Source organism: Pseudomonas mandelii (genome assembly GCF_002251635.1).
Taxonomy (GTDB): Bacteria; Pseudomonadota; Gammaproteobacteria; order Pseudomonadales; family Pseudomonadaceae; genus Aquipseudomonas; species Aquipseudomonas mandelii_B.
In genome coordinates this window covers 40,972-62,255 of the sequence record NZ_NMOJ01000024.1, presented here as the reverse complement: position 1 = coordinate 62,255, position 21,284 = coordinate 40,972, and the positions used below count along the sequence as shown (strand labels likewise).

Genomic DNA, 21,284 nt, shown 5'->3' with positions numbered 1-21,284 from the left:
GATAGGCCTCTGTGGCCTACCCTAAGGGGCATTCCTGACAACCAGCTGAATCTTCAGATTCACCTCAGGTCTGGCGGTTAAGGTGCTGCACGACACTCATCAGGAGAGGTAGCAGATGCGGGTTTTATTGGTTGAGGATGCCCCCGGGTTGGGGGAGGCAGTGCGCGAGCAGATCGCCGACGACGGCCATGCGGTTGATTGGGTGCAGCGCCTGAACCACGCGAGCAATAGCGTGCGCACCACGCCTTATGACTTGATCCTGCTGGACCTGATGTTGCCGGACGGTCGCGGGTTGGACTTTTTGCGCGAGCAGCGCTCAGCAGGCAACGTGACCCCGGTGATTATCCTCACCGCCCAGGACCAAATATCCGATCGCATTGCCGGCCTCAATGCCGGCGCTGACGACTACTTGGTCAAACCGTTCGACCTGTTTGAACTCTCGGCCCGGGTGGCAGCCGTGGCCCGACGTTACAGCGGTAACCCCAACCCGCAGATCANACTCGGTGATTTGCAGGTCGACATGAGCGCCCGCACTGTGCAGCGTGCCGGCACCACCGTGGACCTGACGGCCCGCGAATGGGCGCTGTTCGAAGCGTTCGTGCAGCGCCCCAGCGCGTTGTTGTCCAAGTCGCAGCTCGAAGAGCGGCTGTATGCGTTCGGTGCCGAAATCGAGAGCAATACCATCGAGGTGTACATCAGTCGGCTGCGTAAAAAACTGGGGCGTGAGCTGATTGAAACCGTGCGCGGCATGGGTTATCGGTTGACGCCAGTATGAAGTCGCCGATAAGCCTGCAAAAACGCCTCGGCCTGGGATTGACCATGGGTATGACCTTGCTCTGGCTGGGAGCGACCGTCGGTGCCTGGTTGGTGGTGCAACATGAACTGAACGAGGCGTTCGACAGCGCCCTGGAAGAGACCGCGCAACGCATCCTGCCCTTGGCCGTGCTGGAGATCAGCAACCGCGAGGAACCCCGTGAAGCGCAGCACGTTGCGACGTTGAAAATGCACAAGGAATACCTGACGTACCTGGTGCGCGATGCCAGCGGCAAGATCCTGATGCAGTCCCACGACGCCAACCCGAAGATCTTCAGTAAGCGGCCGACCGAGGGATTTTCCACCTCTGAAAAGTACCGCTTGTATGGCGCCAGCGCGTTGCGCGAAACGTTGTTCATTGAGATCGCCGAACCGCTGGATCATCGCCGCGAAGCCGCGCGGGAAGCCTTGTTTGCCTTGTTGCTGCCGTTGTTGGCGCTGATCCCTATCAGCCTGTTGGGCACCTGGTTATTCGTGCGGATCAGCCTGCGCAGTGTGTTGGCGTATCGTCGTGCGGTCGAGGCGCGTGGCGTGGGTGACCTGTCGCCGATCAAGGTGGCCCGCCTGCCGGCAGAAATCGATCCGTTGGCCGACGCGGTCAACCACTTGCTTGAGCGCTTGCGCAAAACGCTGGAGGCCGAGCGCAGCTTTACTGCAAACAGCGCCCATGAACTGCGCACGCCGCTGGCCGCGACATTGGCGCAAATTCAGCGCTTNCGGCAAGAAGCACCAGAAGGCCCTTTACGCGTGCGCGCGGCGAAAATCGAAAACNCCTTGCGCGACCTGGCGCGGCTTTCGGAAAAGCTCATGCAACTGGCCAAGGCCGAGGGCGGTGGGCTGTTGTCCGAAACGCCTCAGGACCTGATTCCGTTGCTGGCTCATGGGGTCGACGAGTGGAACCAACGCAGCGGCCAACGTATTGAGTTGCATCTGCCAGGCCAGGCCAGCGTGTACTCGAACATCGACCCGGATGCCTTTGGCATTTTGTTGCGCAACCTGATCGAGAATGCGCGGAAGTACGGCGCAATCGATCAATCGATCGAAGTCAGCCTCACCGAACAGGCACAACTGCGGGTAGTCAATGGCGGCCCGGCGGTGCCGGACTCGGTGTTGCAGCACCTGACCGAGCGTTTTGTGCGAGGTCACAGTGAAATGAGCGGTTCAGGACTGGGCCTGGCGATTGCCAAAACCATTGCGCAGGGGGTCAATGCGAGTATGAAATTGGTCTCTCCTGCAACCGGTCGACAAGAGGGTTTCGAAGTATGCATCGGGTTACCGCTCGCGTCGGCGATTGAAGACTGACGTCGGCCTGGTCGTTGTCGTAAATTCGCTTAAGTGAAAAAGTCCGACTGTTTCAACGGTGAGGGTAGTAAATGAGAGCGGCTCTCTCTTGCACTTTTCGTAAGTAGCGCAACAACTAATGGATCCAATAGAATAATCTGACGCTCCTCTAATTTAAGCGGGCCAGTTATCATGCGGCTTTCCGGGAAGTTGCCGACTTACCCTCGGGATGAGTTGCTTTGACTGAAGTAACCGTTTGTCGGTAGCCTGCTCAAAAAATGAACATTCTAGCCTCTGTGCCCTCTGATGTTTCAGCATGTCACCATGACATGCTATTGCTCTCGCAAAAAAAGAAGTGGAAAAACAACCTCATGTGCAGTGAATGAAAATGAGGATTTTTTTATCTGAAAATCAGGAGGTAACAACTAAGCCGGTCATTGAATTGCCAGGTAATTCAATGGGCTAAGCAGTGTCAGGTCGACGATTTGGCATATCTTATAAAAAGTAAGATCGCACAGGGTTTGAATAGCGAAATGCCCTGTTGAAGAACTGATCTGTACTATCGAATAAGGTGGAGAACTTACCGTGGCGATAAATACAATTATGAGCCTGCAGGAAAACAAAGAATGTATGGAGTTTTTGCGACTGGGCGTTATTTACGTTCATTTGGTGTCGTGTTGTGTGGCTATTGGTCTGGTGTTGACCAGTGATATTGCAATGGTTAAAGATTTGTTGAAACGGAAAACGTCCACTGGGCATGATCATGCTCACATGGAAAGTCTGCAGAAGTCGGTGGTAGTTGCGTTAATCGCGTTGTGGGTAACCGGTATCGCCGTCATCGGTATTGATTACCTCGATAAAGGTATGAACTACTTCATGAACCCCAAACTTCACGCCAAAGTCATTATTGTCATCTTGCTGACTTATAACGGCATGTTGTTGCATCGCCTGGTATTGCCCGCGTTGCAAAAGGCCGGCTCTTTGCTCGATCTCGGATTCAGCGCACGGATGCTGGCGCTGTTTTGCGGCTCGCTGTCGGCGGTGTCGTGGATGTACGCGGCCATGCTGGGCGTCGGTCGCCCATTGGCCTGGAAATACTCGCTTTCCGAACTGTTGTTGGCGTATCCGGTGCTGATTGCACTAGGTTTCCTGACCATGCTGGTGTTGACTCAGCGAGTCAGACAACAGGACTACGCCGTTATCTCTGCGCGGACCGTTGCGAGCCAATGCTAGGCCCGTTCAGCGCGTAAGTCTTTAAGACTGACAGGGGCGACCTACTGAGTGCAGAGGCCATACAGGCCTGTACTCGGGAGGTCGCTTTTTTTGTCGTCCCCTCAGTGCGTAACTTTAAGCGGGCACGGTGTATTGATGTTCGCTAATGACCTGCAGTGCTTCGCTGCTTGCCTGTCCGTTAGATATCAGTAAAGCTTTGCCGCGCCCGGTCCCGGGCAGGTTGGCGACATGATCCAATGGTTAAGGAAAGCGTTGAATGGCACTCAGGGTGATGGTGGTCGGTGGCTACGGAAATTTCGGTAGCATCGTTTGCAGGCATTTGGTCGCGATGCCGGGCGTTGAGCTGGTGATCTCGGGCCGCGATTCACACAAGTTGCAGCGCAAGGTCGATGAGCTGAAAACCCTGTCCGGCCGTGTCTGTGAAAGTTGGTGCGGTGACGCCATGGGCAGCGCGTTCTGCTCCACGCTGAGCGCAATGGGCATCCAGTGGGTCGTGCACACCGGCGGCCCGTTTCAGGGGCAATCCTATGCGGTCGCGCAAAGCTGCATCGACGCGGGCATCAACTACTGCGATCTGGCTGACTGCCGCACCTTCGTCAATGGCATTGATGTACTCGACGCGAGCGCAAAGCACGCCGGCGTGGCCATTCTCAGCGGGTGCAGTTCGGTGCCGACGCTGTCGTCGGCGCTCATCGACCACTATCGTTATCGCTTCAAACGCATCGACTCGATCGAGCATGGCATTTCTTCCTCGGCGAAGATGCCCGGCCTCTCGACCGTCGAAGGCGTGCTGGCCTACGCGGGCAAACCCATCAAGCAGCTCAAGAATGGCCAGGTAAACGAGGTGCTGGGCTGGCAGGACCTGACCCTGCGCAAGATGCCGCAATTGGGGGCCCGTGTTCTGTCCAATGTCGATGTGCCGGACATGGATATTTTCGCCGGCCGCTACGGCGCCCATACCTTGAGTTTCAAGGCAGGCTCGGGCCTGAAGCTCGGTGGCGTGGCCAACTACGTGCTCGCCGAGGCGCTGAGAATCGGGCTGGTGCGGGACTCTGCGGCGTGGGCGGCAAGGCTGCACCGCTGGGGGACGTGGTTTGAGCGATTTGGTGATGGCTTGAGTGCGATGTACATCGATGTCGAAGGGCAGGGCGTTGATGGGCAACCGCTGTCCATGACCGTGCAATTGACGGCGCACAACGACAAGGGCCCTGAAATCCCGAGCTGCGCGGCCGTGGCGTTGGTGGCAAAACGGGTTGCGGGTTACGCGCCGGCCCCCGGTGCCCGTCCTTGTGTGGGCGAAATCAGCGTCGACGAGTACATGGCCGCGATCAACGATCCGGCCAATCTGCAGCTGTCCGTGCGCTTTTCTGACGAGCAGGGCTGAGCATGCTCTATCTGTGCCTGAAGTACCTGCACGTCATTGCCGCGATTTTCCTGTTCGGGTTCGGCATGGGCTCCTACCTCTATCTGATCGCTGCCAGTCGCACGGGCAACCCGCAAGTGATCGCGCACGTCGCCAGAATGGTGGTGCGTTTTGACACCTGGATTACCACCCCGGCAGGCTTCATTCAGATCGTCACCGGTTACCTGCTGATGAAAGTGTCCGGGCTGCCCATGAGCACGGAATGGATTCTGACCTCGTTGATCATTTTCCTGTGCGTGGGGTCGTTGTGGCTGCCGGTCTTGGTGCTGCAAAAGCGGCTGCACGGGATGGCGTTGAGCGCGGTGGAGACGGGCGAGGGGCTCGATGCGCAATACCGGTCGGTCTACCAGAAGTGGTTCTGGATGGGCGTGGCGGGTTTTGCGGGGATGTTTGTGATCGTGATGATGATGGTCACGAAGATGACGCCGATGCAGTTGATCGAGGCGGTGGCATAGCGCATCGCCTCAGATTTGATTGGGCTTTGTCATCTAGTGAGTCTCAAGCCAGTCCTGAAACCGGGTTGCGCCGATCATGGGATTGGCGCCCGGTGTCAGCGACTGGTCATTGATCGGCGCACCAAAGTAAGGAACCGTGTCGTCCGCGACGGTCTGGCGCGGGTCCCGGGTGTGCTTCAAGTAGTCGCTCGCGAACTCGATGAGGGGGCGGTTTTCAGGGCCGGCCACTTCGACGGTCTGATTGGTCGGTGCTTTCAACGCGATGTTCGTCAGTGCCGCCGCTACATCGGCCGAGGCCACCGGTTGCAGCGCGGCGGACGTCAAGTGAATGGTGTCGCCTTCCTCGCGCCCGGAGTGGGCAATGGCATGGATAAACTCGAAGAACTGCGTAGCCCGCAGAATGGTGTACGGAATCCCTGACTTTTTGATGAGTTTTTCCTGGGCCATTTTCGCCCGGAAATAACCACTGTCGAGCATGCGCTCGGTGCCGACCACCGACAGCGCAACATGGTGTTTGACGCCGTCGATCTTCTCCGCCGCGATCAGCTTGTGCCCGGCGGTTTCGAAGAAGTGCAACGCCGCGTGGTCTTCGAACGAAGGCGAGTTCGAGACGTCGACCACCACGTCCGCACCTTTCAACGCCTGCGTCAGCCCCTCGCCGCTGATGACATTGACGCCGGTGCTTGGCGACGCCGCCAAAGCATCGTGCCCCAGATCCTGCAGGTTCTGGCAGAGCTTGCTGCCGATCAGCCCGGTGCCACCGATGACGACGATTTTCATGTCCTGTCTCCCGAAGCGGTGAGTGCTTGAGACATTAAACACCTGCCCGGGCGGCCGTATCGGGCGCGGATGCACGTTGCCGACAGGTGGTCGGAAGTCTCGATGCCAAGTGGCATAAACGGCGGTTCTTTGCTTTAGTCCACCTGTCTGGCCAGCGTATGCCACGACCGGAGCATCCCATGAGTTCTCTATTCCCGTCGTTTTCCGTACTGGCTGTTGCGTTGGCCTTTGGCGTTTTTTCCTGTGCCGAAGCCGCCGAATATACGCAAGTAAATGAAACCGCCAGCACGATCTCCTTTACGTACAACCAGTTCAGCTCGCGGGTGTACGGCACGTTTGGCACGTTCAAGGCCACGCTGGATTTCGACACGGCAAACCCCGCAGCGGGCCATGCTGCGCTGACCATAAAACTAGACAGCATCGATGCCGGCAGCGAGGACGCCAACACCGAACTGCGAAAGTCCGCCTGGTTCGACACGCAGAAGTATCCCGAGGCGACGTTTGAATCGACAGGCGTGAAAACGCTGGGTGACCACCGCTATTCGATCACCGGCGAACTCACGCTCAGAGGCGTCACCCGTGAGGTGACCGTTCCGGTCCTCCTGAAAGAGGAGAACGCCATCGGGATCTTCGATGGCCAGCTAACGCTCAAGCGTAGCGACTTCAAGGTCGGCGAGGGTGAATGGGGCGACACGGTTGTTTCCGACGACATCTCTATCCGGTTTCGGATGGTTGCGCCGCAGCGTTAGCGGTCAGTGGGGTCTAACGGCAAGCATCCGCCACCGCCTTCTCGGCCCGTTCAATTTCCTGCTTGATGTCCGTGGTGATCCGCTGTTCCTTAAACTTCTGTTCGAGGAATTGCTGGCTGCCCTGGTTTTTCAGCTCCGCGTCGGTGGCGGCGTCCTGCGCCTGCAACTCGGCGGCGTGCGCGTCTATGACGGCCTCAACCTCGGCATCATTCTTCGCGGTATCCAGGGAACTGACCAGTTTGCCGACTTCGGCTTTCTCGGCTTCGGCGTAAGCATCGACAGACAGCCCGGCAGCCATCGCTCGCGCTCGAATTTCCACCTCTTCCTTGTGCTGTTGAGCTGTCTTGCACACGGCATCCCGGCGCGCGCGCTCGCCAGCGTTCCATTCGATAAATCCATAAGTCGTCACACCTATCATGGTCAGGGTAATGACGGCGCTGATAAATTGGGCTCTCACATTGCGCAACCTCAACAGTCAAGGGGCTCCCCCCGTATTTGTGATTATCACCCGATTCCATTGGAGGCCTCAAAAGCGTAGCAGGGCGAACGCATTGCACGTTGACGATGCATGTCATCGGACTTGATAACTACGGGACGTGAGGAGCGCACTTGTGTGCTATTACTTTTCTGACGATTGTCACTGAGGCCTTCAGGGGCGCATTAGAGCGAATGTGCGAGTACCCACAAGTTGTAATTGTTTGTTTGCCTGAGTGGCAGGGTGCCACAATCGCTTTTTTTGTCGCAGCATCATGATCAGGCGGATCAAATGGGTGGCCCAGGATTTCGGCACGACCAGGATTTTGTCATCGCAGCGCAGGTGCGCAGTGATCGATTGCATCAGTTATTCCACCAGTCATTCCCTGCAATCTTCGGCAGCTTTCTGGCCGCGATCATGCTGTGCGGGCTGTGCTGGGAGCGTTTTGATCACGCCGTCATTTTTACGTGGATTGGGCTGCTGACAGCGTCGTCGTTGCTGCGCATCCTGATGTTCGTGGCCTGGTTTCGCTGCCCTGACAGTGAGCGCACCCCGCAACGCTGGGAGAAGAGATACGGGTTCACGCTGATGTTGTCCGCCGGTATCTGGGGGGCGGGTGCGTTTGCGGTCATGCCGGCAAACGACCTGTTGGCCCAGGCACTGGTCATGCTTTTTGCCGTGGGCATGTCGGTCAGCGCGGTGTCGTGTTATTCGGCGTATCGATACATGACGTTGGCGTCCATCGGCCTTGTGTTGTTGCCGTGTACGTTCTGGCTGCTGTTTCAACCGTCTGCGATCCAGGTCGGCATGGCGCTGGCCGTGATTGTGTTCGCCTCATTCGTGGCCAGCGCGACACGCAAACTGTCCGAAGCCCTGGAAACCGCCTTCCAGCTAACCCGCGAAATGGAACGCGCCCATCGCATTGCCACCTACGCCGCACAGACCGATGAACTCACCGGCCTGAAAAATCGCCGCGCTTTTTTCGAGCATGCCCAGCAATTGTTCCATGACTGCAAACACAACCGGTTACCGTTGTGCGCGGTGATGCTGGATATGGATCACTTCAAGCACATCAATGACACATACGGTCATCAGGTCGGGGATCAGGTGTTGCGGCAGATGGGCGTGATCATCAATCGGTCCTTCCGCGACACCGATGTCTTCGGCAGGCTCGGCGGTGAAGAGTTCGCGATCCTGCTCCCGGACACCTCCATTGAAGTTGCCCTTAACATCGCCGAGCAACTGATCCAGTCGATCGGTGGATTGATGACCGGGCCGGTTCACCGCATTTCGGCCAGTCTCGGTGTGGCAGCGATGGATATCGGCGACAACGATTTTCAAAGTTTGCTGAATAACGCGGATAAAGCGCTCTATCGAGCGAAGGCGCGTGGGCGTAATCAGGTGGCTGTTTCGGAGTAGGGATGTGGAGAGGTTTTTCGGCCCTGCTTGAAAGCATTCACGCGATACAACGAGCGCTGGACAACCTGTGGCGAGGGAGCTTGCTACCGCTGGGCTGCGAAGCGGCGGGAGAGGCGGATGGGGTGTCAACGAATAGCGGATTTTCGACCTCAGGCCTTATCCGTAAACGGCTCAAGAAAAATCGGCGGTATCCCACAGCAACGCTTCAACTTCGTCAAACGTGCCAGCTAACCTCAGAAAGGTATTTGCCCACCCACTGCTCAGACTGACTTCCTGCAGCGGGCCTGTCACTGCAAACAGGACCGCTACTTTCAGTCGCTCGGGTAGTGTGCCGGCTTTCAGAAGGTTGACCAGCCCGAGCAGCTCCGCTTCTGCCGCAGCGGCATCTTCCCAGCTCGACCAGTCAAAATTATTCTCCTCCATCGAAACCAATTCGTCCGAATTTACGACTGCTTCATAGCCGAGCGGGGCGGTGCGACGTTTCGCTAAACCCCCTCGCCACAGGTTCTTGCTCGACTGAAGATTGTCTTAAGTGAACAGCATGACTCAATAAAACCGGTCCTCTTCCTTCATCGCATAAATCCGCACCAGCGTCCTGGCCGATATCCCCAGGAACAACAACGCCAGCAACACCCCACCCAGCATGATGTAAAACCCCGGACGATTGCCGTTTAGCTCTCGGGCAATGCTGTTTTGCCCCGGTAGCCAGCGCGAGTAAAGCAGGTCAATGCTGCCGCCGGTTTCATACGCGGTTTTCTGTGCATAGCGCTCGTCAACGTATTGATCGTCGTGCGCCTGGCCGTTGTCATCGGTGTAGCGGTAATGGATCACTTTACCGTCGCTATTCATCAGGATGTCGTCCAGCTGCGTCACCGTGCCGGTGGTCTCGACGGGGCTCAAGCGGATGGCGGCGTAGGCAATGCCCTCGTGCCGGGCCATGCCGGCGAGGATCAGCACCACGCAGCAGGCCACGGTGAGCAGGATCACGCGGTTGAACAGGTGATCTTTTTCAGCTTCTCGGGGGTAATACATCTCACGGTCCTTCGTCTGTGGGTTCAGAGGAAGGAGTCGGCGAGCGGAGGGACAACTTTAGTCGAGTCGGATCAAATGGCGATTACCCGCTGCCCGTCCNCCGAGGGCCTTCGCTAACACTCAGAGCCCGAGCCCGGTGAACCCCCTCGCAACAGGTTTTGTGTTCGTTGTTTAAGCGAGCTTCACATTCATGGTGATCCGCGCCGTGAACACCTTCTTGCCTTCGGCATCATGAATATCCACCGGCACGATCTTGTCGCCCTCCGTCTGCCAATCCACCGCCTCGCCATCGGCCACCGCCGTCACATCGCTCTTGGCCTTGGCCAGATACTCAACCGTCATCCCTTTCGGAATCCAGCGCGCACCGGCCGCAATGGACACGTCGGTCATCGTCCCGGCCGCCAGTTCGGCGGCGTTGCACATCGCAATCGCATGAACCGAGCCCAAGTGGTTGGTGATCTCCTTGCTGAATGGCACCTGCACCGTGGCGTGACCGGGGCGCAACGCCGAGATCAGCGGCTTGATGGTGCTGAAATAAGGTGCCACCTGGCAGGCCATTTTGCTGAACGCTTCCGGACCGGCGCTGTTGAACATGCTGAGAAACTGACTCATTTTGAAGCCTCGCTGAGGGTGTGGTTTTACAGAATCATGTTCCGTAACAGAATAATATTCTGTGACGGAACAGTATTCTGTCGCGAGGAAATCTGTCAACCTAGCGCAGCTTTCTCACGGGCAGCCGGCTGCCTTGTCATGAATTTTCTGGCCTGTATCCCGCATGGAAACCGCAGATTTACTCGAGCGCAGCTACCCCGGCAGAAGAGCCGAACTCAAGCGCGACATCTTCAGAAAAGCCTTGGCCCTGTTCAACGAACAAGGACTCGAAGCCACGACCATCGAAATGATCCGCGCCGAATGCGATACCAGCGTCGGCGCGATCTACCATCACTTCGGCAACAAGGAAGGCCTGGTAGCCGCGCTGTTTTTTACCGCGCTGGACGATCAGGCACTGCTTCGCGACAGCTACCTCGCCGAGGCACAGACGAGCGAAGAGGGCGTGCACGCGCTGGTCTACAGCTACGTCGATTGGGTCGACAGCCAACCCGAGTGGGCACGGTTCCAGTACCACGCGCGATTTGCCGTCACCAAAGGGCCGTTCAAGGAAGAACTGGCCACCCGAAACAAAACCCGTAACCAAAAACTCGGCCAATGGCTGGCAGAGCCCGGCCGACGCGATGAATTGCGAGCGTTTCCTGCCGAATTGTTGCCGTCGCTGATCATCGGCCAGGCGGACAGTTACTGCCGGGCATGGTTGTCGGGGAGGGTGGCGGGCAGTCCGAAGGCTTACAGAGAACTGCTGGCGCAAGCGGCGTGGCGATCAATTGGTGGCGATGCAGCCATTTCTGGCGCGCCTTAAACCTCGGAGTCAGTCACGCAATGCCCCAACTCAGCCACTTTGAAACCCCGTGCCCGGAGCACATCAACAGCCAGATCCTGCAGATGGTTGTCGACAACCTGACCGACATCAGCATGGTCGGCATCGCGCCGAGCAACCCGCTGTACAACGTGTATCAGTACGCGGTCGGCTACGAAGTGCATCTGTACCTGGAAGCCCTCGGCGGGTCCAAGGGCATTGCGGTCGAGTTGATCGTCGCCACCGACGATGAAGACCCTGAAAAGGTCATCGGCTTTCTGTTGTACCTGCCGGTCAAGGACGATCCCGAAGCGTGCGGCGTCGCCTACATGGCCGTCGACGCGGGTCATCGTCGCCGCGGCGTCGCGCGGTCCATGTTGCAAGACATGATCAGCCGCTACCCCCACGCCGAACTGACCTGCACCGTGGCCAAGGTGCCGTGGTTCGAGTCAATGGGTTTTCAGGTGCTGGGCGTGCGCGGCACGCAGGTGCTGATGAACACCCGCGACCGCAGCAGCGAAGGCTTGATGGGGCTGTTGGACGTCACATTTATCTACAGTTCTCTAGAGGTCCGGCAGATACATACCTACTTGCTGCAAAAACACGGAAAGCGCGCGATGGTCGATGCCGAAAAGCAACGCGACCGGCACCTGGACCAAATGACCCACAACGCCAAGGTGTTTGTGCTGAATCGTTTGGGCCGGGACGCGGCGAACGAGCCTCGTCTGGACTAGACTCATAAGTCCTTTTGAGAGCGCGCGGTCGTCGAGCCATGATATTCTGCGCGCCAACTTGGTTTGACCTATTCAGTTTGCACGTCCCTGAGACGTGCCGACAGGATCAATGTCGCTCAAGTAGCTGAAGCCAATAATGATAAAAAGTCAGTTCAGTAGGGACATATAAACTGAGGTCGATGCAGACAGTCGGCCTTGTGTGCCCACCCTCCAATCTTCATGTACGAGCACCCACGACATCCTGCCTGAATGCCGTGAACAGGGGCTCCGTAACTGAAGATGGAAGGGCGGATGGCGTTTTATCATAGGTGCTACTGATGTTTAAAAAAGTAAACACTGCCCTGCTGGGGCTGGCTTTGTCGATGGGGATCACCTCCGTTCACGCGGAAGAGGCAAAGAAAGTCGATGTGCTGCTGATCGGCGGCGGCATCATGAGTGCGACCCTGGGTGTATGGCTCAATGAGCTGCAGCCGGACTGGTCGATGGAGATGGTCGAGCGCCTCGATGGCGTGGCCGAAGAAAGCTCCAACGGCTGGAACAACGCCGGTACCGGTCACTCGGCCCTGGCTGAGCTGAACTACACCCCGGAAGACAAGAACGGCAACGTTGAGATCCCGAAAGCGGTCGAGATCAACGAAGCGTTCCAAATCTCCCGTCAATTCTGGTCCTGGCAGGTCCAGCAGGGCGTGCTGAAGAACCCGCGTTCGTTCATCAACTCCACACCGCACATGAGCTTCGTGTGGGGCGATGACAACATCAAGTTCCTCAAAAAACGCTACGAAGCCCTGCAAGCGAGCCCGCTGTTCGCCGGTATGCAGTACTCCGAAGACCCGGCGCAGATCGCCAAATGGGTTCCGCTGATGATGGAAGGGCGTGACCCGAACCAGAAAATCGCGGCCACCTGGACCCCGATCGGCACCGACGTGAACTTCGGCGAGATCACCCGCCAGTTCGTCGCGCACCTGCAAACCACACCGAAGTTCGACTTGAAACTGTCTAGCGAAGTGCAAGACATCACCAAGAACGACGACGGCACCTGGCGTGTGAGCTACAAAAACCTGAAAGACGGCACCAAGACCGAAACCGACGCCAAGTTCGTGTTCATCGGCGCGGGCGGCGGTGCACTGCACCTGCTGCAAAAGTCGGGCATTCCTGAAGCCAAGGACTACGCTGCCTTCCCGGTCGGCGGTTCGTTCCTGGTCACCGAAAACCCGACCATCGCCGAGCAACACCTGGCCAAGGCCTACGGCAAAGCCTCCGTTGGCGCACCGCCAATGTCGGTTCCGCACTTGGACACCCGTGTCCTGGANGGCAAGCGCGTGATTCTGTTTGGCCCATTCGCGACCTTCTCGACCAAGTTCCTGAAAGAAGGCTCGTACCTGGACCTGCTGACCAGCACCACTACCCACAACATCTGGCCAATGACCAAAGTCGGCATCAAGGAATACCCGCTGGTCGAGTACCTCGCCGGCCAGCTGATGCTGTCTGACGAAGACCGCCTCAACGCCCTGAAAGAATACTTCCCGAACGCCAAAGCCGAAGACTGGCGCCTGTGGCAAGCCGGCCAACGCGTGCAAATCATCAAGCGTGATGAAGCGGCGGGTGGCGTGCTGAAGTTGGGTACTGAAATCGTTGCTTCCGCTGACGGCTCGATCGCCGGCCTGCTGGGCGCATCGCCGGGCGCATCGACCGCTGCACCGATCATGCTGACCGTGCTGCAGAAAATCTTCAAGGACAAGGTGGCTTCGCCTGCCTGGCAGGAAAAGCTGCATCAGATCGTGCCAAGCTATGGCACTCAGCTGAACGGCAGTCCTGAGAAGGTTGCGCAGGAGTGGGCTTACACCGCCAAGGTGCTGCAACTGACGCCGCCGCCGGCGATTGGTCAGGTCGCGGCTCCGGCTGCCGCTCCGGCTGATGCTGATAAGGCAAAGGCGCCGAAGGCTAATGCTGCCAGTGATATGGCTTTGTAAGTAGGAGCGTAATCAGAGAAAGCCCACTGATCGGGGACGGTCAGTGGGCTTTTTTGTGCTTCAAACTCAGCACTTGCTGGCCCGTAATATCCAAGACTGACACCGCCTCTGTGGCGAGGGAGCTTGCTCCCGGTGGGCTGCGGAGCAGACCCGTTCAGGCCATGCTCATTCAGAGCGGTACATCAATTCCAAGCGTTCTATCCACTCGTTTGTAGCGCCAAATCTTGCGTAATACTTCATTCTTTCCAGGTCACTCAATTGAGTGAGGAAGGGAATGAAGTAATTGTCGTTGTAGTACCCTTGAGCACCTTGCATCTCTCCACCCCACCAGGAAGGGTTGTACCCTTCAAACGCTATCCATGGGGGAGGAGGGGCAAAATTCTCGCGCAAAATAACATTCATGAAATCGATGCTGTTCGTAACCATTCGAACAGTTGTTGAGTTGAACTCCCTTGTGGAAGTAAAAAATACTAATTGCTCGTTTTTTTCATCGTTAACATAGTGCTTTGCAGGTAGCTCATTAAATGTTTTTTCAGATGTGTATTTAAAATTTGCTTCGACGAACGCCAGAAATTTATGAGTGTCTGCGTGCTCAATTAAAAATGAAGAATAAAAGGCTGGAATACCCAGTCCTTCTAAAGATGATGTTTTGGGGTAGTAGGGCAGCCGACTAATTTCGCTTGTTGAAGGATCAGCGAAAATGGTTTTTAGCTCTGAAATGGAATATCCAGCAATTTGCTCTTCTGGTTCTTGCTTCATGAAGGATTTGAAACGACTAAAAAAACTCATCACCAGACCTCAGTCTTGTACGTAATCAGTAAGCCAGGTTGCACCCAAATAACCCGCCGTACCGAAGATAATTCCACCAACAGCAGCACTGACAATTGCTCCTGGGCCCGTTTCTATACCAACAGCAGCACCTACCGCCAGGCCAATCCGTCCTCCCGCGATTGCGGACCCCCAACCTCCAGCTTGCTTGACTACTTCGACCGAGATCGGTTTGACGCTATTTTGCTTGATTGACTCATCTGTAGCCAACTTCAAGTCATAGGCGGTAAAACCGATGGCAAAAACCCTTACAACTCTCGCTCCCTTAATCAACATGTTTGTTGCTTTGTAGGAACTTGGGCTAAAGACTGCTTTGGCCGGTACTTTTTCAGCCTGAACCAGTACTTCTTTGTCTATATTCTTAACCCAATCTGCGATTTGGTCTATCTGGACGACTTTCTTTGGGGCGACTTTTTTGTATTCGTCGAGTGACTTTAATATCTCTTCGGTGGATACAAGCTTTGCACCTGCTGCTTTTGCTTTTTCTATATCAATGTAAACGGTCTTGCCCTCGAATCGCGGCGACCCGTTTGGAAATTCAGAGCTGGTAGATAGATAGCTGGACGGATATTTTCTGCTGCTAAATACGTGCTCCGCTACCGTGGCGTTGGATTTCGGGTCTATAGGTATCATGCCAAATTTTTCCGGCCATACCTCGTGCTTGATTTGAAACGCGGGGAGGTTCTTTGCGACAAGGTGAGGATTATCTGGTGAGGAGTAGATTTTGCGAACTAGAAAGCCATCTTTACCTATTTCATCGACGACAACGAACAAGTGAATGTTGGCAGGCATTGAATAGCCAGGCACATTGCTAACCGACCCGGCCTGTTGATTTGTAGGGACTTTACAAGAAAACTCAGTCATGCATCGCCCCACTTTTCGAGCGCGGCAACACCTGTGGTGATTTCCAGCGTTTCCTGTTTTTTGGTTGTGATTCGTGGCGTATGTCCTGACTCGTCAGAAAAGCCGGTGTAAACCCGGCCTGCTTCATCTTTGATGTGATACGGCACATAGGCAAGAGGCTGGCCGTCGCTCCCGAGAATACGAAACTGCTCATTGAATGGCTGCAACCACAACGGCATAGGTAAGGGCGGGACGAAGTCCGCAGGCGAGTGGACGTTGCCAATGATCACCGTTCCGGAGCCACTCACCACGTTGTTGCCGTGGGCACCAACACTGCCGACCGTTGCGGCGGGTTTACCGTTTATAAGAACGGTAGAAGCGACCTCTCCTACAATGCGGCTGCCGCACGTACTTTTGTCGTCTTGGCGAGCAGCAGCCAACCCGTCAAAGAATACGTCGGGAGAGCCAGCGGCGATGGGGTTTACTCCGTGGCCGGGTAGCGGACAGCTTGTGGGATCCGTGACTCGGGCAGCAGGTTTTCCAGCCATTTTGAACGTCCTTGTAAAATGTGAAGTGGAGGATTGTTACACAAAGAATCCGCTGACAACCATGGCCACCCTTTTTAGCCCATTCACGACCAATACTTCCCGAACGCCAAAGCCGAAGACTGGCACCTACAGAAAGTGTTCAAGGACAAAGTAGCTTCGCCTGCCTGGCAGGAAAAGCTGCATCAGATCGTGCCAAGCTATGGCACTCAGCTGAACGGCAGTCCTGAGAAGGTTGCGCAGGAGTGGGCTTACACCGCCAAGGTGCTGCAACTGACTCCGCCGCCGGCGATTGGTCAGGTCGCGGCTCCGGCTGCCGCTCCGGCTGATGCTGATAAGGCAAAGGCGCCGAAGGCTAATGCTGCCAGTGATATGGCTTTGTAAGTAGGAGCGTAATCAGAGAAAGCCCACTGATCGGGGACGGTCAGTGGGCTTTTTTGTGGGGAGTGGTTTTCGAGGGGGTAGATTCATCTGGGCCCACATCTCGGTGCTTCATCCAAAGCCTGTCTGAACGCATCAAAAAACTTTGAACCGCCTTTGGACGCGCTCGCCTAATGATTAGCTTGTGGACGAATCGCACAGGCAATGTGCCAATACCGGCATTTTTCGAGAGGTGGTCAACGTGGCTAAAGACGAGAAGAAAAGCAAAGGTGATGCTTCGAACGCCAGCAAGGATTTGAAAGACAAGAAGTCATCCAAGGCAAAGAAATCAGCGGCGGCCTCGGCGCTTTCGAAATCTTCCGAAAAGAAAGACAAGAAAAAAGACGCCGAACCGAAGAAATCTGCAAAAAAAGCTGATAGCAAGCCAGACAAGGTTAAGAAATCAGACAAGGCAGAAAAGCCGGCGAAAAAGAAAAAGTGACATCTGCTATCTGCTAGGGGTAGTCGAGGGCGTTGTTCCAACGCGTCACGCAGTAAAAAAAAGCCCACTGACCCGGTGACGGTCAGTGGGCTTTTTGTATCCGGTTGTCCGATCAATTACCCACACGGCGGAACGCGACTCCAAAGGCAGCGTCCGACAGATAACCCAGCGAAGCGGCAACGGTAGCGACGTTGTCCGTGCCATCGCGCAACCTCGACGCTGCCACTTGCATGCGCCATCGCGTGACATATTCGCCGGGCGACTGCCCCACGCGCGTCTTGAATAATGCAGTAAAGCCAGAGCGGGACATGCAAGCCATATCCGCCATTTCAGCCAGCCTCAAAGATTTTTCGGGTGCGCCATGAATGGCACGCAACACCTTGGCGATGACCGGATCTCGAAGTCCTCCCAGCCAATTCAAATCAGTAGCGTCGGCGGCGGTGATGCGATGGCGAAGCACGTGAATGAAGATCAGCCGCAGTAGATCGTTGCACATTGCATGCGCGCCAGCTTGATTCGATTGCCACTCACGATCCAGTTCATCCAGCAGCCAGCCAAACGACGATGCGCCTCCGGACCCGGCGCGGATGATGAGTGCAGGCGGCAACGCATCGAGCAACTCCATCGCCGCAGGACCGACAAGTGAAACGCTGCCGCCCAGCAACTCGACATCGTCACCCACGCCGAACATTGCCGACGCCCCCGCATGGGAAAACACATCGGAGGCATTTATCGCCTCCACATCCGGCCCGCTGGCCAGAACGAACGGCGTACGAGCAACGACAAAACAGTCGCCGGCCCTTAGATGACAAGGCGCCATGCCGTCCATGCGCAACCAGCACTCGCCTCGTCGCACGACATTGAATTTCAATTCGATGGGCCGGAACTGTAATGCCCAAGTGCCGCCTGCCTGCAATCGCACGGAGCAGGCGGCACGCAGTCCTGACAGCGCCAGGACTTCGGACAATGGATCAGAAACTGAATTTTGGATGATCACGATAGAAAACCGGGTTTCTTGAGCTGTTTCGTCCAGCGAGCTTAGTGAAGAATCGAGCACTTCGATACCTGCGAGGGAGATTTCTCATGCCGACGCTTCAAAACCCTATTCACTCCGACTTCAATGCCGCCAGTACCGCCGCCGAGGTCATGGCAGGTGTTGACCTGACCGGCAAAATTGCGATCGTCACCGGCGGTTATTCGGGAATCGGACTGGTCACCACGAAAAGCCTGGCCGCGGCGGGCGCACACGTTATCGTTCCCGCCCGAGATTCGGTCCGGGCCCTGGCTGCCCTGGCAGAGGTCAAGCGGGTCGAAGTACTGGAGATGGACTTGATGCAACCCGCATCGGTTGAAGCCTTCAGCCGACGCATGCTCAACAGTGGCCGTCCGATCTCGCTGCTGATCAACTGCGCCGGGGTCATGGCCTCGCCACTGACGCGAGACGGCGATGGGCACGAAAGTCAGTTCGCTACGAACCATCTCGGTCATTACCGTCTGACTTGCGGGCTGTGGCCGGCGCTGATTGCTGCGGGCGCGGCGCGCGTGGTTTCGGTCTCGTCACGAGGGCATCAGATCGCCGGGGTGGATTTTGACGACATCGATTTTTTGCGCCGGCCATACGACAAGTGGGTGGCGTACGGTCAGTCGAAAACCGCCAACGCACTGTTTGCGTTGGCGCTCGACAAACGCGGACGTCATCGCGGCGTGCGGGCATTTTCGCTGCACCCGGGGCAAGTCCTGACCAGCCTCGGACGCCATCTGAGCAGCGCCGAAATAGCCGCATTCGACGTGCTGGATGAGCACGGTCGGCAGCGCCTGAACCCGGAGATCGGACTCAAGACACTGGAGCAGGGCGCTGCAACCGGCTTGTGGTGTGCGACCAGCGCCGCGCTTGCAACCTTGGGCGGTGTTTACTGCGAAGATTGCAATATCGCCTCTATCAACGAATCGGAGACGGGACGCAAGGGCGTGGCCAGATGGGCAGTCGATCTTGAGTATGCCGAGCGTCTTTGGGCCGCATCGGAGCAATGGACAGAGATGACAGTTTCATAAATCTGATACTGTTTTTTATGTTGGATCTGAGTCTTTTTTTAGTGCGTCGGTGCTCTATAGAGTGCGCGTCCGACGCACTAGTGGACAGTGATCGGCCGCCTACTATTTCTGGCTCTCTGAAGACCGGACGACCTCGAGAGTCTTCAGGAACCACCATGAATACTCGTCCTGGTTTTCGCAGCAAGACACTCCCCGAATCGCAACGTGACATTCTCGGTATGATCGCGACCGATCATCATCTGGGCGACATACTCTGCGCCATCTGCCAGATGCACGACGCACAGGCCCCCGAAACCTTCTGTTCGATACTGCTCACTGATGCCGAGGGCAAACGCTTGCTGAGTGGCGCGGCGCCCAGCCTTCCGGTCGAATACAGTGACGCGATTCATGGAATGGCCATTGGTCCACAGGAAGGAACCTGCGGCACCGCTGCGTTCCGGCGCGAGCTTGTAGTCACCGAAGACATCGCCCGGGACCCCAACTGGGAGCGTTTCCGCAGCCTGGCGCTGGGGCATAACCTGCGTTCCTGCTGGTCGGTGCCTTTGCTCTCCCATCAGGGACGCGTGTTGGGTACATTTGCCCTGTACCAGAACCGCGTCCATGCGCCGGACGAGGCGCAGATTCAACGACTGGACCGCGCGGCCCAACTGGCAGTCATTGCGATTCGTCATGAGCGTGATGGCCAACGACTGGAGGAAAGCGAACAACGTTTTCGTTCATTGTTCACCTACAACCCCCACCCCGTGTTCTCCCTCGATCTGTTCGGCAATATCCAAAGTGTGAACGCAGCAGGCCTGAAGCTGAAACCGTACACCGCAACCGATTTCATTGGTCATCACTTTTCCCATCTGGTACTCGAAGAGGACCTGGAGCGGGTCAGTCAGCATTTTTCCGCAGCCCGCGCCGGAGAACCTCAGCGCTTCGAGGCACGGGTTCTCGACGAGAGTGACAATCTGCTGACCATGGACATCTCTAACCTGCCGATCATGGTCAACGGAGAAATCGTCGGGGTATTCGGCATTGCCCGGGACATCAGCGAGCAGAAGCATTACGAGCGCCAGTTGAGCTTCAACGCCAGCCATGACCGGCTGACCGGCTTGCTCAACCGTGTTTCGCTTGAAGAACGGCTTGTTCTGGATTGTCACATCAGTCGTCGGCGCAGGCGTCGTCTGGCGGTGATGTGCATTGATCTGGATGGATTCAAATCCATCAACGATTCGATCGGACACTACTTCGGCGATCAGGTGCTGATTGAGGTGGCGCAGCGTATGACCCAGCAGATTCGTCCCGGCGATACCATCGTGCGCATGGGCGGTGATGAATTTATCGTTCTGCTGCCGGACTTGCTTCGTGATGAGGACGTTGTACCGGTAGCCGAGCGATTGATGGCCAGCATTGCCAGGCCCTACTGCATCCAGGGCATTGACCTGCACCTGAGCGCAAGTGTCGGCATCACCCTGAACGATGGTCACATCGAGCAGCCGATGCAGCTGATTCAGCAGGCTGACATGGCCATGTACAAAGCCAAGCAGCAAGGGCGCAACAACTTTCAGTGGTACACCAGCGATCTAAATCAGCGCGTTTGCGAGCACGCGAGCCTGCGCAATGACCTGCAAAAGGCTATCGAGACCCAGTCGCTCAAGCTGCATTATCAACCGCAGATAGAAGCGCGCACGGGTCGGGTGGTCGGGATCGAAGCGTTGTTGCGCTGGGAGCATCCGGAAAAAGGCTTTATCTCACCCGCGGTGTTTGTGCCGGTGGCAGAGGACAGTGGTCAGATCATCCCGCTAAGCCTTTGGGTACTCGATACGGCCTGCGCGCAACTGCGCCAGCTAGGCGAGCAGGGCATTACGAGCATCTCAATGGCCGTGAATATTTCGCCGATGCATTTTCAGCGTGGCCAGTTCGTCCAGTGTGTCCAGGCCACCCTGGAGAAACATGGTCTGCGTGGTGAGCAGTTGGAGCTGGAGATCACCGAGTCGCTGCTGTTGCATAACGCGGAACAGGCAATCGACACGTTGCACCGGCTCAAGGCGCTGGGGGTGCGCATTGCGCTCGATGATTTCGGCACCGGTTTTTCCAGCCTCAGCTATCTCAAGCGTTTGCCCATCGACAAGATCAAGATTGACCGCTCGTTCATTCAGGAAATCGCTACCGACCCTCACGATGCAGCGATCACCCAAGGCATTATTTCCATGGCCCATCACCTCAGTCTGACGGTGGTCGCCGAGGGCGTGGAAACGGCGTCCCAGGTGGATTTCCTGAAGGGCAGTCGTTGCGATATTTTTCAGGGGTATTACTTCGCCAAACCGATGCCTTGTGCAGAAATCGAAGCTTTCCTGAGCCATCCCGCGTCCCATCCCTGACCGGCCATTATGT

The 21,284-nt window shown here is 56.6% G+C and carries 22 protein-coding genes and 1 pseudogene; 14 read left to right on the top strand and 9 right to left on the bottom strand.

The window, feature by feature from the left end:
* Nucleotides 1-115: 115 nt before the first annotated feature.
* From B7L09_RS04160 to B7L09_RS04140, 5 genes are all read left to right on the top strand, one after another.
* Nucleotides 116-775, top strand: a complete 660-nt coding sequence (locus tag B7L09_RS04160) for a response regulator transcription factor (RefSeq protein ID WP_094467845.1) — start codon at nucleotides 116-118, stop codon at nucleotides 773-775.
* A complete protein-coding gene (locus tag B7L09_RS04155) occupies nucleotides 772-2,115 on the top strand; it encodes an ATP-binding protein (protein ID WP_094467844.1) in 1,344 nt (447 codons plus the stop codon). Before B7L09_RS04160 ends, B7L09_RS04155 begins: the two co-directional genes overlap by 4 nt.
* Before the next feature lie 564 nt (nucleotides 2,116-2,679).
* Entirely contained in the window at nucleotides 2,680-3,327 is a 648-nt protein-coding gene (locus tag B7L09_RS04150) for a hypothetical protein (protein WP_094467843.1), read from the top strand.
* Between the two features lie 256 nt (nucleotides 3,328-3,583).
* Nucleotides 3,584-4,711: a saccharopine dehydrogenase family protein gene (locus tag B7L09_RS04145; protein ID WP_094467842.1), complete on the top strand. Its 1,128-nt coding sequence runs from the start codon at nucleotides 3,584-3,586 to the stop codon at nucleotides 4,709-4,711.
* A gap of 2 nt (nucleotides 4,712-4,713) precedes the next feature.
* Nucleotides 4,714-5,205 (top strand): DUF2269 family protein, encoded by a 492-nt coding sequence (locus B7L09_RS04140; protein WP_094467841.1) that lies wholly within the window; start codon nucleotides 4,714-4,716, stop codon nucleotides 5,203-5,205.
* Between the two features lie 33 nt (nucleotides 5,206-5,238).
* On the opposite strand, the gene B7L09_RS04135 is transcribed toward B7L09_RS04140, so the two are convergent.
* A complete protein-coding gene (locus B7L09_RS04135) occupies nucleotides 5,239-5,985 on the bottom strand; it encodes an SDR family oxidoreductase (RefSeq protein WP_094467840.1) in 747 nt (248 codons plus the stop codon).
* Between the two features lie 179 nt (nucleotides 5,986-6,164).
* Between B7L09_RS04135 and B7L09_RS04130 the strand changes: the two genes are divergently transcribed.
* Nucleotides 6,165-6,734 carry a YceI family protein gene (locus B7L09_RS04130; RefSeq protein ID WP_094467839.1) on the top strand — a complete coding sequence of 190 codons (570 nt, stop codon included), beginning with the start codon at nucleotides 6,165-6,167 and terminating at the stop codon, nucleotides 6,732-6,734.
* A gap of 13 nt (nucleotides 6,735-6,747) precedes the next feature.
* Here the strand turns inward: B7L09_RS04130 and B7L09_RS04125 are convergent, their stop codons facing one another.
* Nucleotides 6,748-7,191 (bottom strand): hypothetical protein, encoded by a 444-nt coding sequence (locus tag B7L09_RS04125; RefSeq protein WP_094467850.1) that lies wholly within the window; start codon nucleotides 7,189-7,191, stop codon nucleotides 6,748-6,750.
* Nucleotides 7,192-7,500: 309 nt separating this feature from the next.
* On the opposite strand from B7L09_RS04125, the gene B7L09_RS04120 reads away from it, so the two are divergent.
* Nucleotides 7,501-8,628 (top strand): GGDEF domain-containing protein, encoded by a 1,128-nt coding sequence (locus tag B7L09_RS04120; protein ID WP_094467838.1) that lies wholly within the window; start codon nucleotides 7,501-7,503, stop codon nucleotides 8,626-8,628.
* A gap of 171 nt (nucleotides 8,629-8,799) precedes the next feature.
* Here B7L09_RS04120 and B7L09_RS04115 read toward each other — a convergent pair whose 3' ends face one another.
* The 3 genes from B7L09_RS04115 to B7L09_RS04105 all read right to left on the bottom strand — a co-directional run bounded on the left by B7L09_RS04115 (nucleotide 8,800) and on the right by B7L09_RS04105 (nucleotide 10,272).
* A complete protein-coding gene (locus B7L09_RS04115; RefSeq protein WP_255141750.1) occupies nucleotides 8,800-9,051 on the bottom strand; it encodes a hypothetical protein in 252 nt (83 codons plus the stop codon).
* A 123-nt stretch (nucleotides 9,052-9,174) separates the two neighbouring features.
* Nucleotides 9,175-9,660 carry a DUF3592 domain-containing protein gene (locus B7L09_RS04110; RefSeq protein WP_094467837.1) on the bottom strand — a complete coding sequence of 162 codons (486 nt, stop codon included), beginning with the start codon at nucleotides 9,658-9,660 and terminating at the stop codon, nucleotides 9,175-9,177.
* Nucleotides 9,661-9,831: 171 nt separating this feature from the next.
* The gene (locus B7L09_RS04105) at nucleotides 9,832-10,272 is read right to left on the bottom strand and encodes a hotdog fold domain-containing protein (RefSeq protein WP_094467836.1); all 441 of its coding nucleotides are present in this window, start codon (nucleotides 10,270-10,272) and stop codon (nucleotides 9,832-9,834) included.
* 163 nt (nucleotides 10,273-10,435) lie between these two features.
* On the opposite strand from B7L09_RS04105, the gene B7L09_RS04100 reads away from it, so the two are divergent.
* The 3 genes from B7L09_RS04100 to mqo all read left to right on the top strand — a co-directional run bounded on the left by B7L09_RS04100 (nucleotide 10,436) and on the right by mqo (nucleotide 13,775).
* Nucleotides 10,436-11,074: a TetR/AcrR family transcriptional regulator gene (locus B7L09_RS04100; protein WP_094467835.1), complete on the top strand. Its 639-nt coding sequence runs from the start codon at nucleotides 10,436-10,438 to the stop codon at nucleotides 11,072-11,074.
* 20 nt (nucleotides 11,075-11,094) lie between these two features.
* Complete coding sequence (locus tag B7L09_RS04095; protein WP_094467834.1) at nucleotides 11,095-11,805, top strand: GNAT family N-acetyltransferase; 711 nt, start codon at nucleotides 11,095-11,097, stop codon at nucleotides 11,803-11,805.
* 317 nt (nucleotides 11,806-12,122) lie between these two features.
* Complete coding sequence (mqo, locus tag B7L09_RS04090; protein ID WP_094467833.1) at nucleotides 12,123-13,775, top strand: malate dehydrogenase (quinone); 1,653 nt, start codon at nucleotides 12,123-12,125, stop codon at nucleotides 13,773-13,775.
* A 165-nt stretch (nucleotides 13,776-13,940) separates the two neighbouring features.
* Here mqo and B7L09_RS04085 read toward each other — a convergent pair whose 3' ends face one another.
* Genes B7L09_RS04085 through B7L09_RS04075 form a run of 3 tightly spaced genes read right to left on the bottom strand, consistent with a single transcriptional unit; the run spans nucleotide 13,941 to nucleotide 15,994 of the window.
* Complete coding sequence (locus B7L09_RS04085; RefSeq protein ID WP_010459387.1) at nucleotides 13,941-14,564, bottom strand: hypothetical protein; 624 nt, start codon at nucleotides 14,562-14,564, stop codon at nucleotides 13,941-13,943.
* A gap of 9 nt (nucleotides 14,565-14,573) precedes the next feature.
* On the bottom strand, nucleotides 14,574-15,467 hold the full coding sequence (locus B7L09_RS04080) for a glycine zipper family protein (RefSeq protein WP_042932134.1): 894 nt from the start codon (nucleotides 15,465-15,467) through the stop codon (nucleotides 14,574-14,576).
* Nucleotides 15,464-15,994 carry a PAAR domain-containing protein gene (locus B7L09_RS04075; protein WP_010459391.1) on the bottom strand — a complete coding sequence of 177 codons (531 nt, stop codon included), beginning with the start codon at nucleotides 15,992-15,994 and terminating at the stop codon, nucleotides 15,464-15,466. Before B7L09_RS04075 ends, B7L09_RS04080 begins: the two co-directional genes overlap by 4 nt.
* A gap of 126 nt (nucleotides 15,995-16,120) precedes the next feature.
* Between B7L09_RS04075 and B7L09_RS04070 the strand changes: the two are divergent.
* Nucleotides 16,121-16,375: pseudogene (locus B7L09_RS04070) on the top strand (malate:quinone oxidoreductase); the annotation flags it as partial.
* A gap of 229 nt (nucleotides 16,376-16,604) precedes the next feature.
* Nucleotides 16,605-16,853: a hypothetical protein gene (locus tag B7L09_RS04065; RefSeq protein WP_094467849.1), complete on the top strand. Its 249-nt coding sequence runs from the start codon at nucleotides 16,605-16,607 to the stop codon at nucleotides 16,851-16,853.
* A gap of 112 nt (nucleotides 16,854-16,965) precedes the next feature.
* On the opposite strand, the gene B7L09_RS04060 is transcribed toward B7L09_RS04065, so the two are convergent.
* Nucleotides 16,966-17,910, bottom strand: coding sequence for an AraC family transcriptional regulator (locus tag B7L09_RS04060; protein WP_255141748.1), 945 nt, complete (start codon nucleotides 17,908-17,910; stop codon nucleotides 16,966-16,968).
* Nucleotides 17,911-17,936: 26 nt separating this feature from the next.
* Here B7L09_RS04060 and B7L09_RS04055 point away from each other — a divergent pair, with 26 nt between their 5' ends.
* Both B7L09_RS04055 and B7L09_RS04050 read left to right on the top strand, forming a co-directional pair.
* Nucleotides 17,937-18,905, top strand: a complete 969-nt coding sequence (locus B7L09_RS04055; RefSeq protein ID WP_010459399.1) for an oxidoreductase — start codon at nucleotides 17,937-17,939, stop codon at nucleotides 18,903-18,905.
* 155 nt (nucleotides 18,906-19,060) lie between these two features.
* On the top strand, nucleotides 19,061-21,271 hold the full coding sequence (locus tag B7L09_RS04050) for a putative bifunctional diguanylate cyclase/phosphodiesterase (RefSeq protein ID WP_010459401.1): 2,211 nt from the start codon (nucleotides 19,061-19,063) through the stop codon (nucleotides 21,269-21,271).
* The last annotated feature ends 13 nt before the right edge of the window (nucleotides 21,272-21,284 follow it).

Bases quoted from the DNA above. Each gene is read 5' to 3' on its own strand.
- B7L09_RS04135 (WP_094467840.1), bottom strand. From the start codon at position 5,985: ATGAAAATCGTCGTCATCGGTGGCACCGGGCTGATCGGCAGCAAGCTC.
- B7L09_RS04145 (WP_094467842.1), top strand. From the start codon at position 3,584: ATGGCACTCAGGGTGATGGTGGTCGGTGGCTACGGAAATTTCGGTAGC.
- B7L09_RS04100 (WP_094467835.1), top strand. From the start codon at position 10,436: ATGGAAACCGCAGATTTACTCGAGCGCAGCTACCCCGGCAGAAGAGCC.
- B7L09_RS04075 (WP_010459391.1), bottom strand. From the start codon at position 15,994: ATGGCTGGAAAACCTGCTGCCCGAGTCACGGATCCCACAAGCTGTCCG.
- B7L09_RS04105 (WP_094467836.1), bottom strand. From the start codon at position 10,272: ATGAGTCAGTTTCTCAGCATGTTCAACAGCGCCGGTCCGGAAGCGTTC.
- B7L09_RS04050 (WP_010459401.1), top strand. From the start codon at position 19,061: ATGAATACTCGTCCTGGTTTTCGCAGCAAGACACTCCCCGAATCGCAA.
- B7L09_RS04130 (WP_094467839.1), top strand. From the start codon at position 6,165: ATGAGTTCTCTATTCCCGTCGTTTTCCGTACTGGCTGTTGCGTTGGCC.
- B7L09_RS04080 (WP_042932134.1), bottom strand. From the start codon at position 15,467: ATGACTGAGTTTTCTTGTAAAGTCCCTACAAATCAACAGGCCGGGTCG.
- B7L09_RS04140 (WP_094467841.1), top strand. From the start codon at position 4,714: ATGCTCTATCTGTGCCTGAAGTACCTGCACGTCATTGCCGCGATTTTC.
- B7L09_RS04115 (WP_255141750.1), bottom strand. From the start codon at position 9,051: ATGGAGGAGAATAATTTTGACTGGTCGAGCTGGGAAGATGCCGCTGCG.
- B7L09_RS04055 (WP_010459399.1), top strand. From the start codon at position 17,937: ATGCCGACGCTTCAAAACCCTATTCACTCCGACTTCAATGCCGCCAGT.
- B7L09_RS04120 (WP_094467838.1), top strand. From the start codon at position 7,501: ATGGGTGGCCCAGGATTTCGGCACGACCAGGATTTTGTCATCGCAGCG.
- B7L09_RS04110 (WP_094467837.1), bottom strand. From the start codon at position 9,660: ATGTATTACCCCCGAGAAGCTGAAAAAGATCACCTGTTCAACCGCGTG.
- B7L09_RS04085 (WP_010459387.1), bottom strand. From the start codon at position 14,564: ATGAGTTTTTTTAGTCGTTTCAAATCCTTCATGAAGCAAGAACCAGAA.
- B7L09_RS04095 (WP_094467834.1), top strand. From the start codon at position 11,095: ATGCCCCAACTCAGCCACTTTGAAACCCCGTGCCCGGAGCACATCAAC.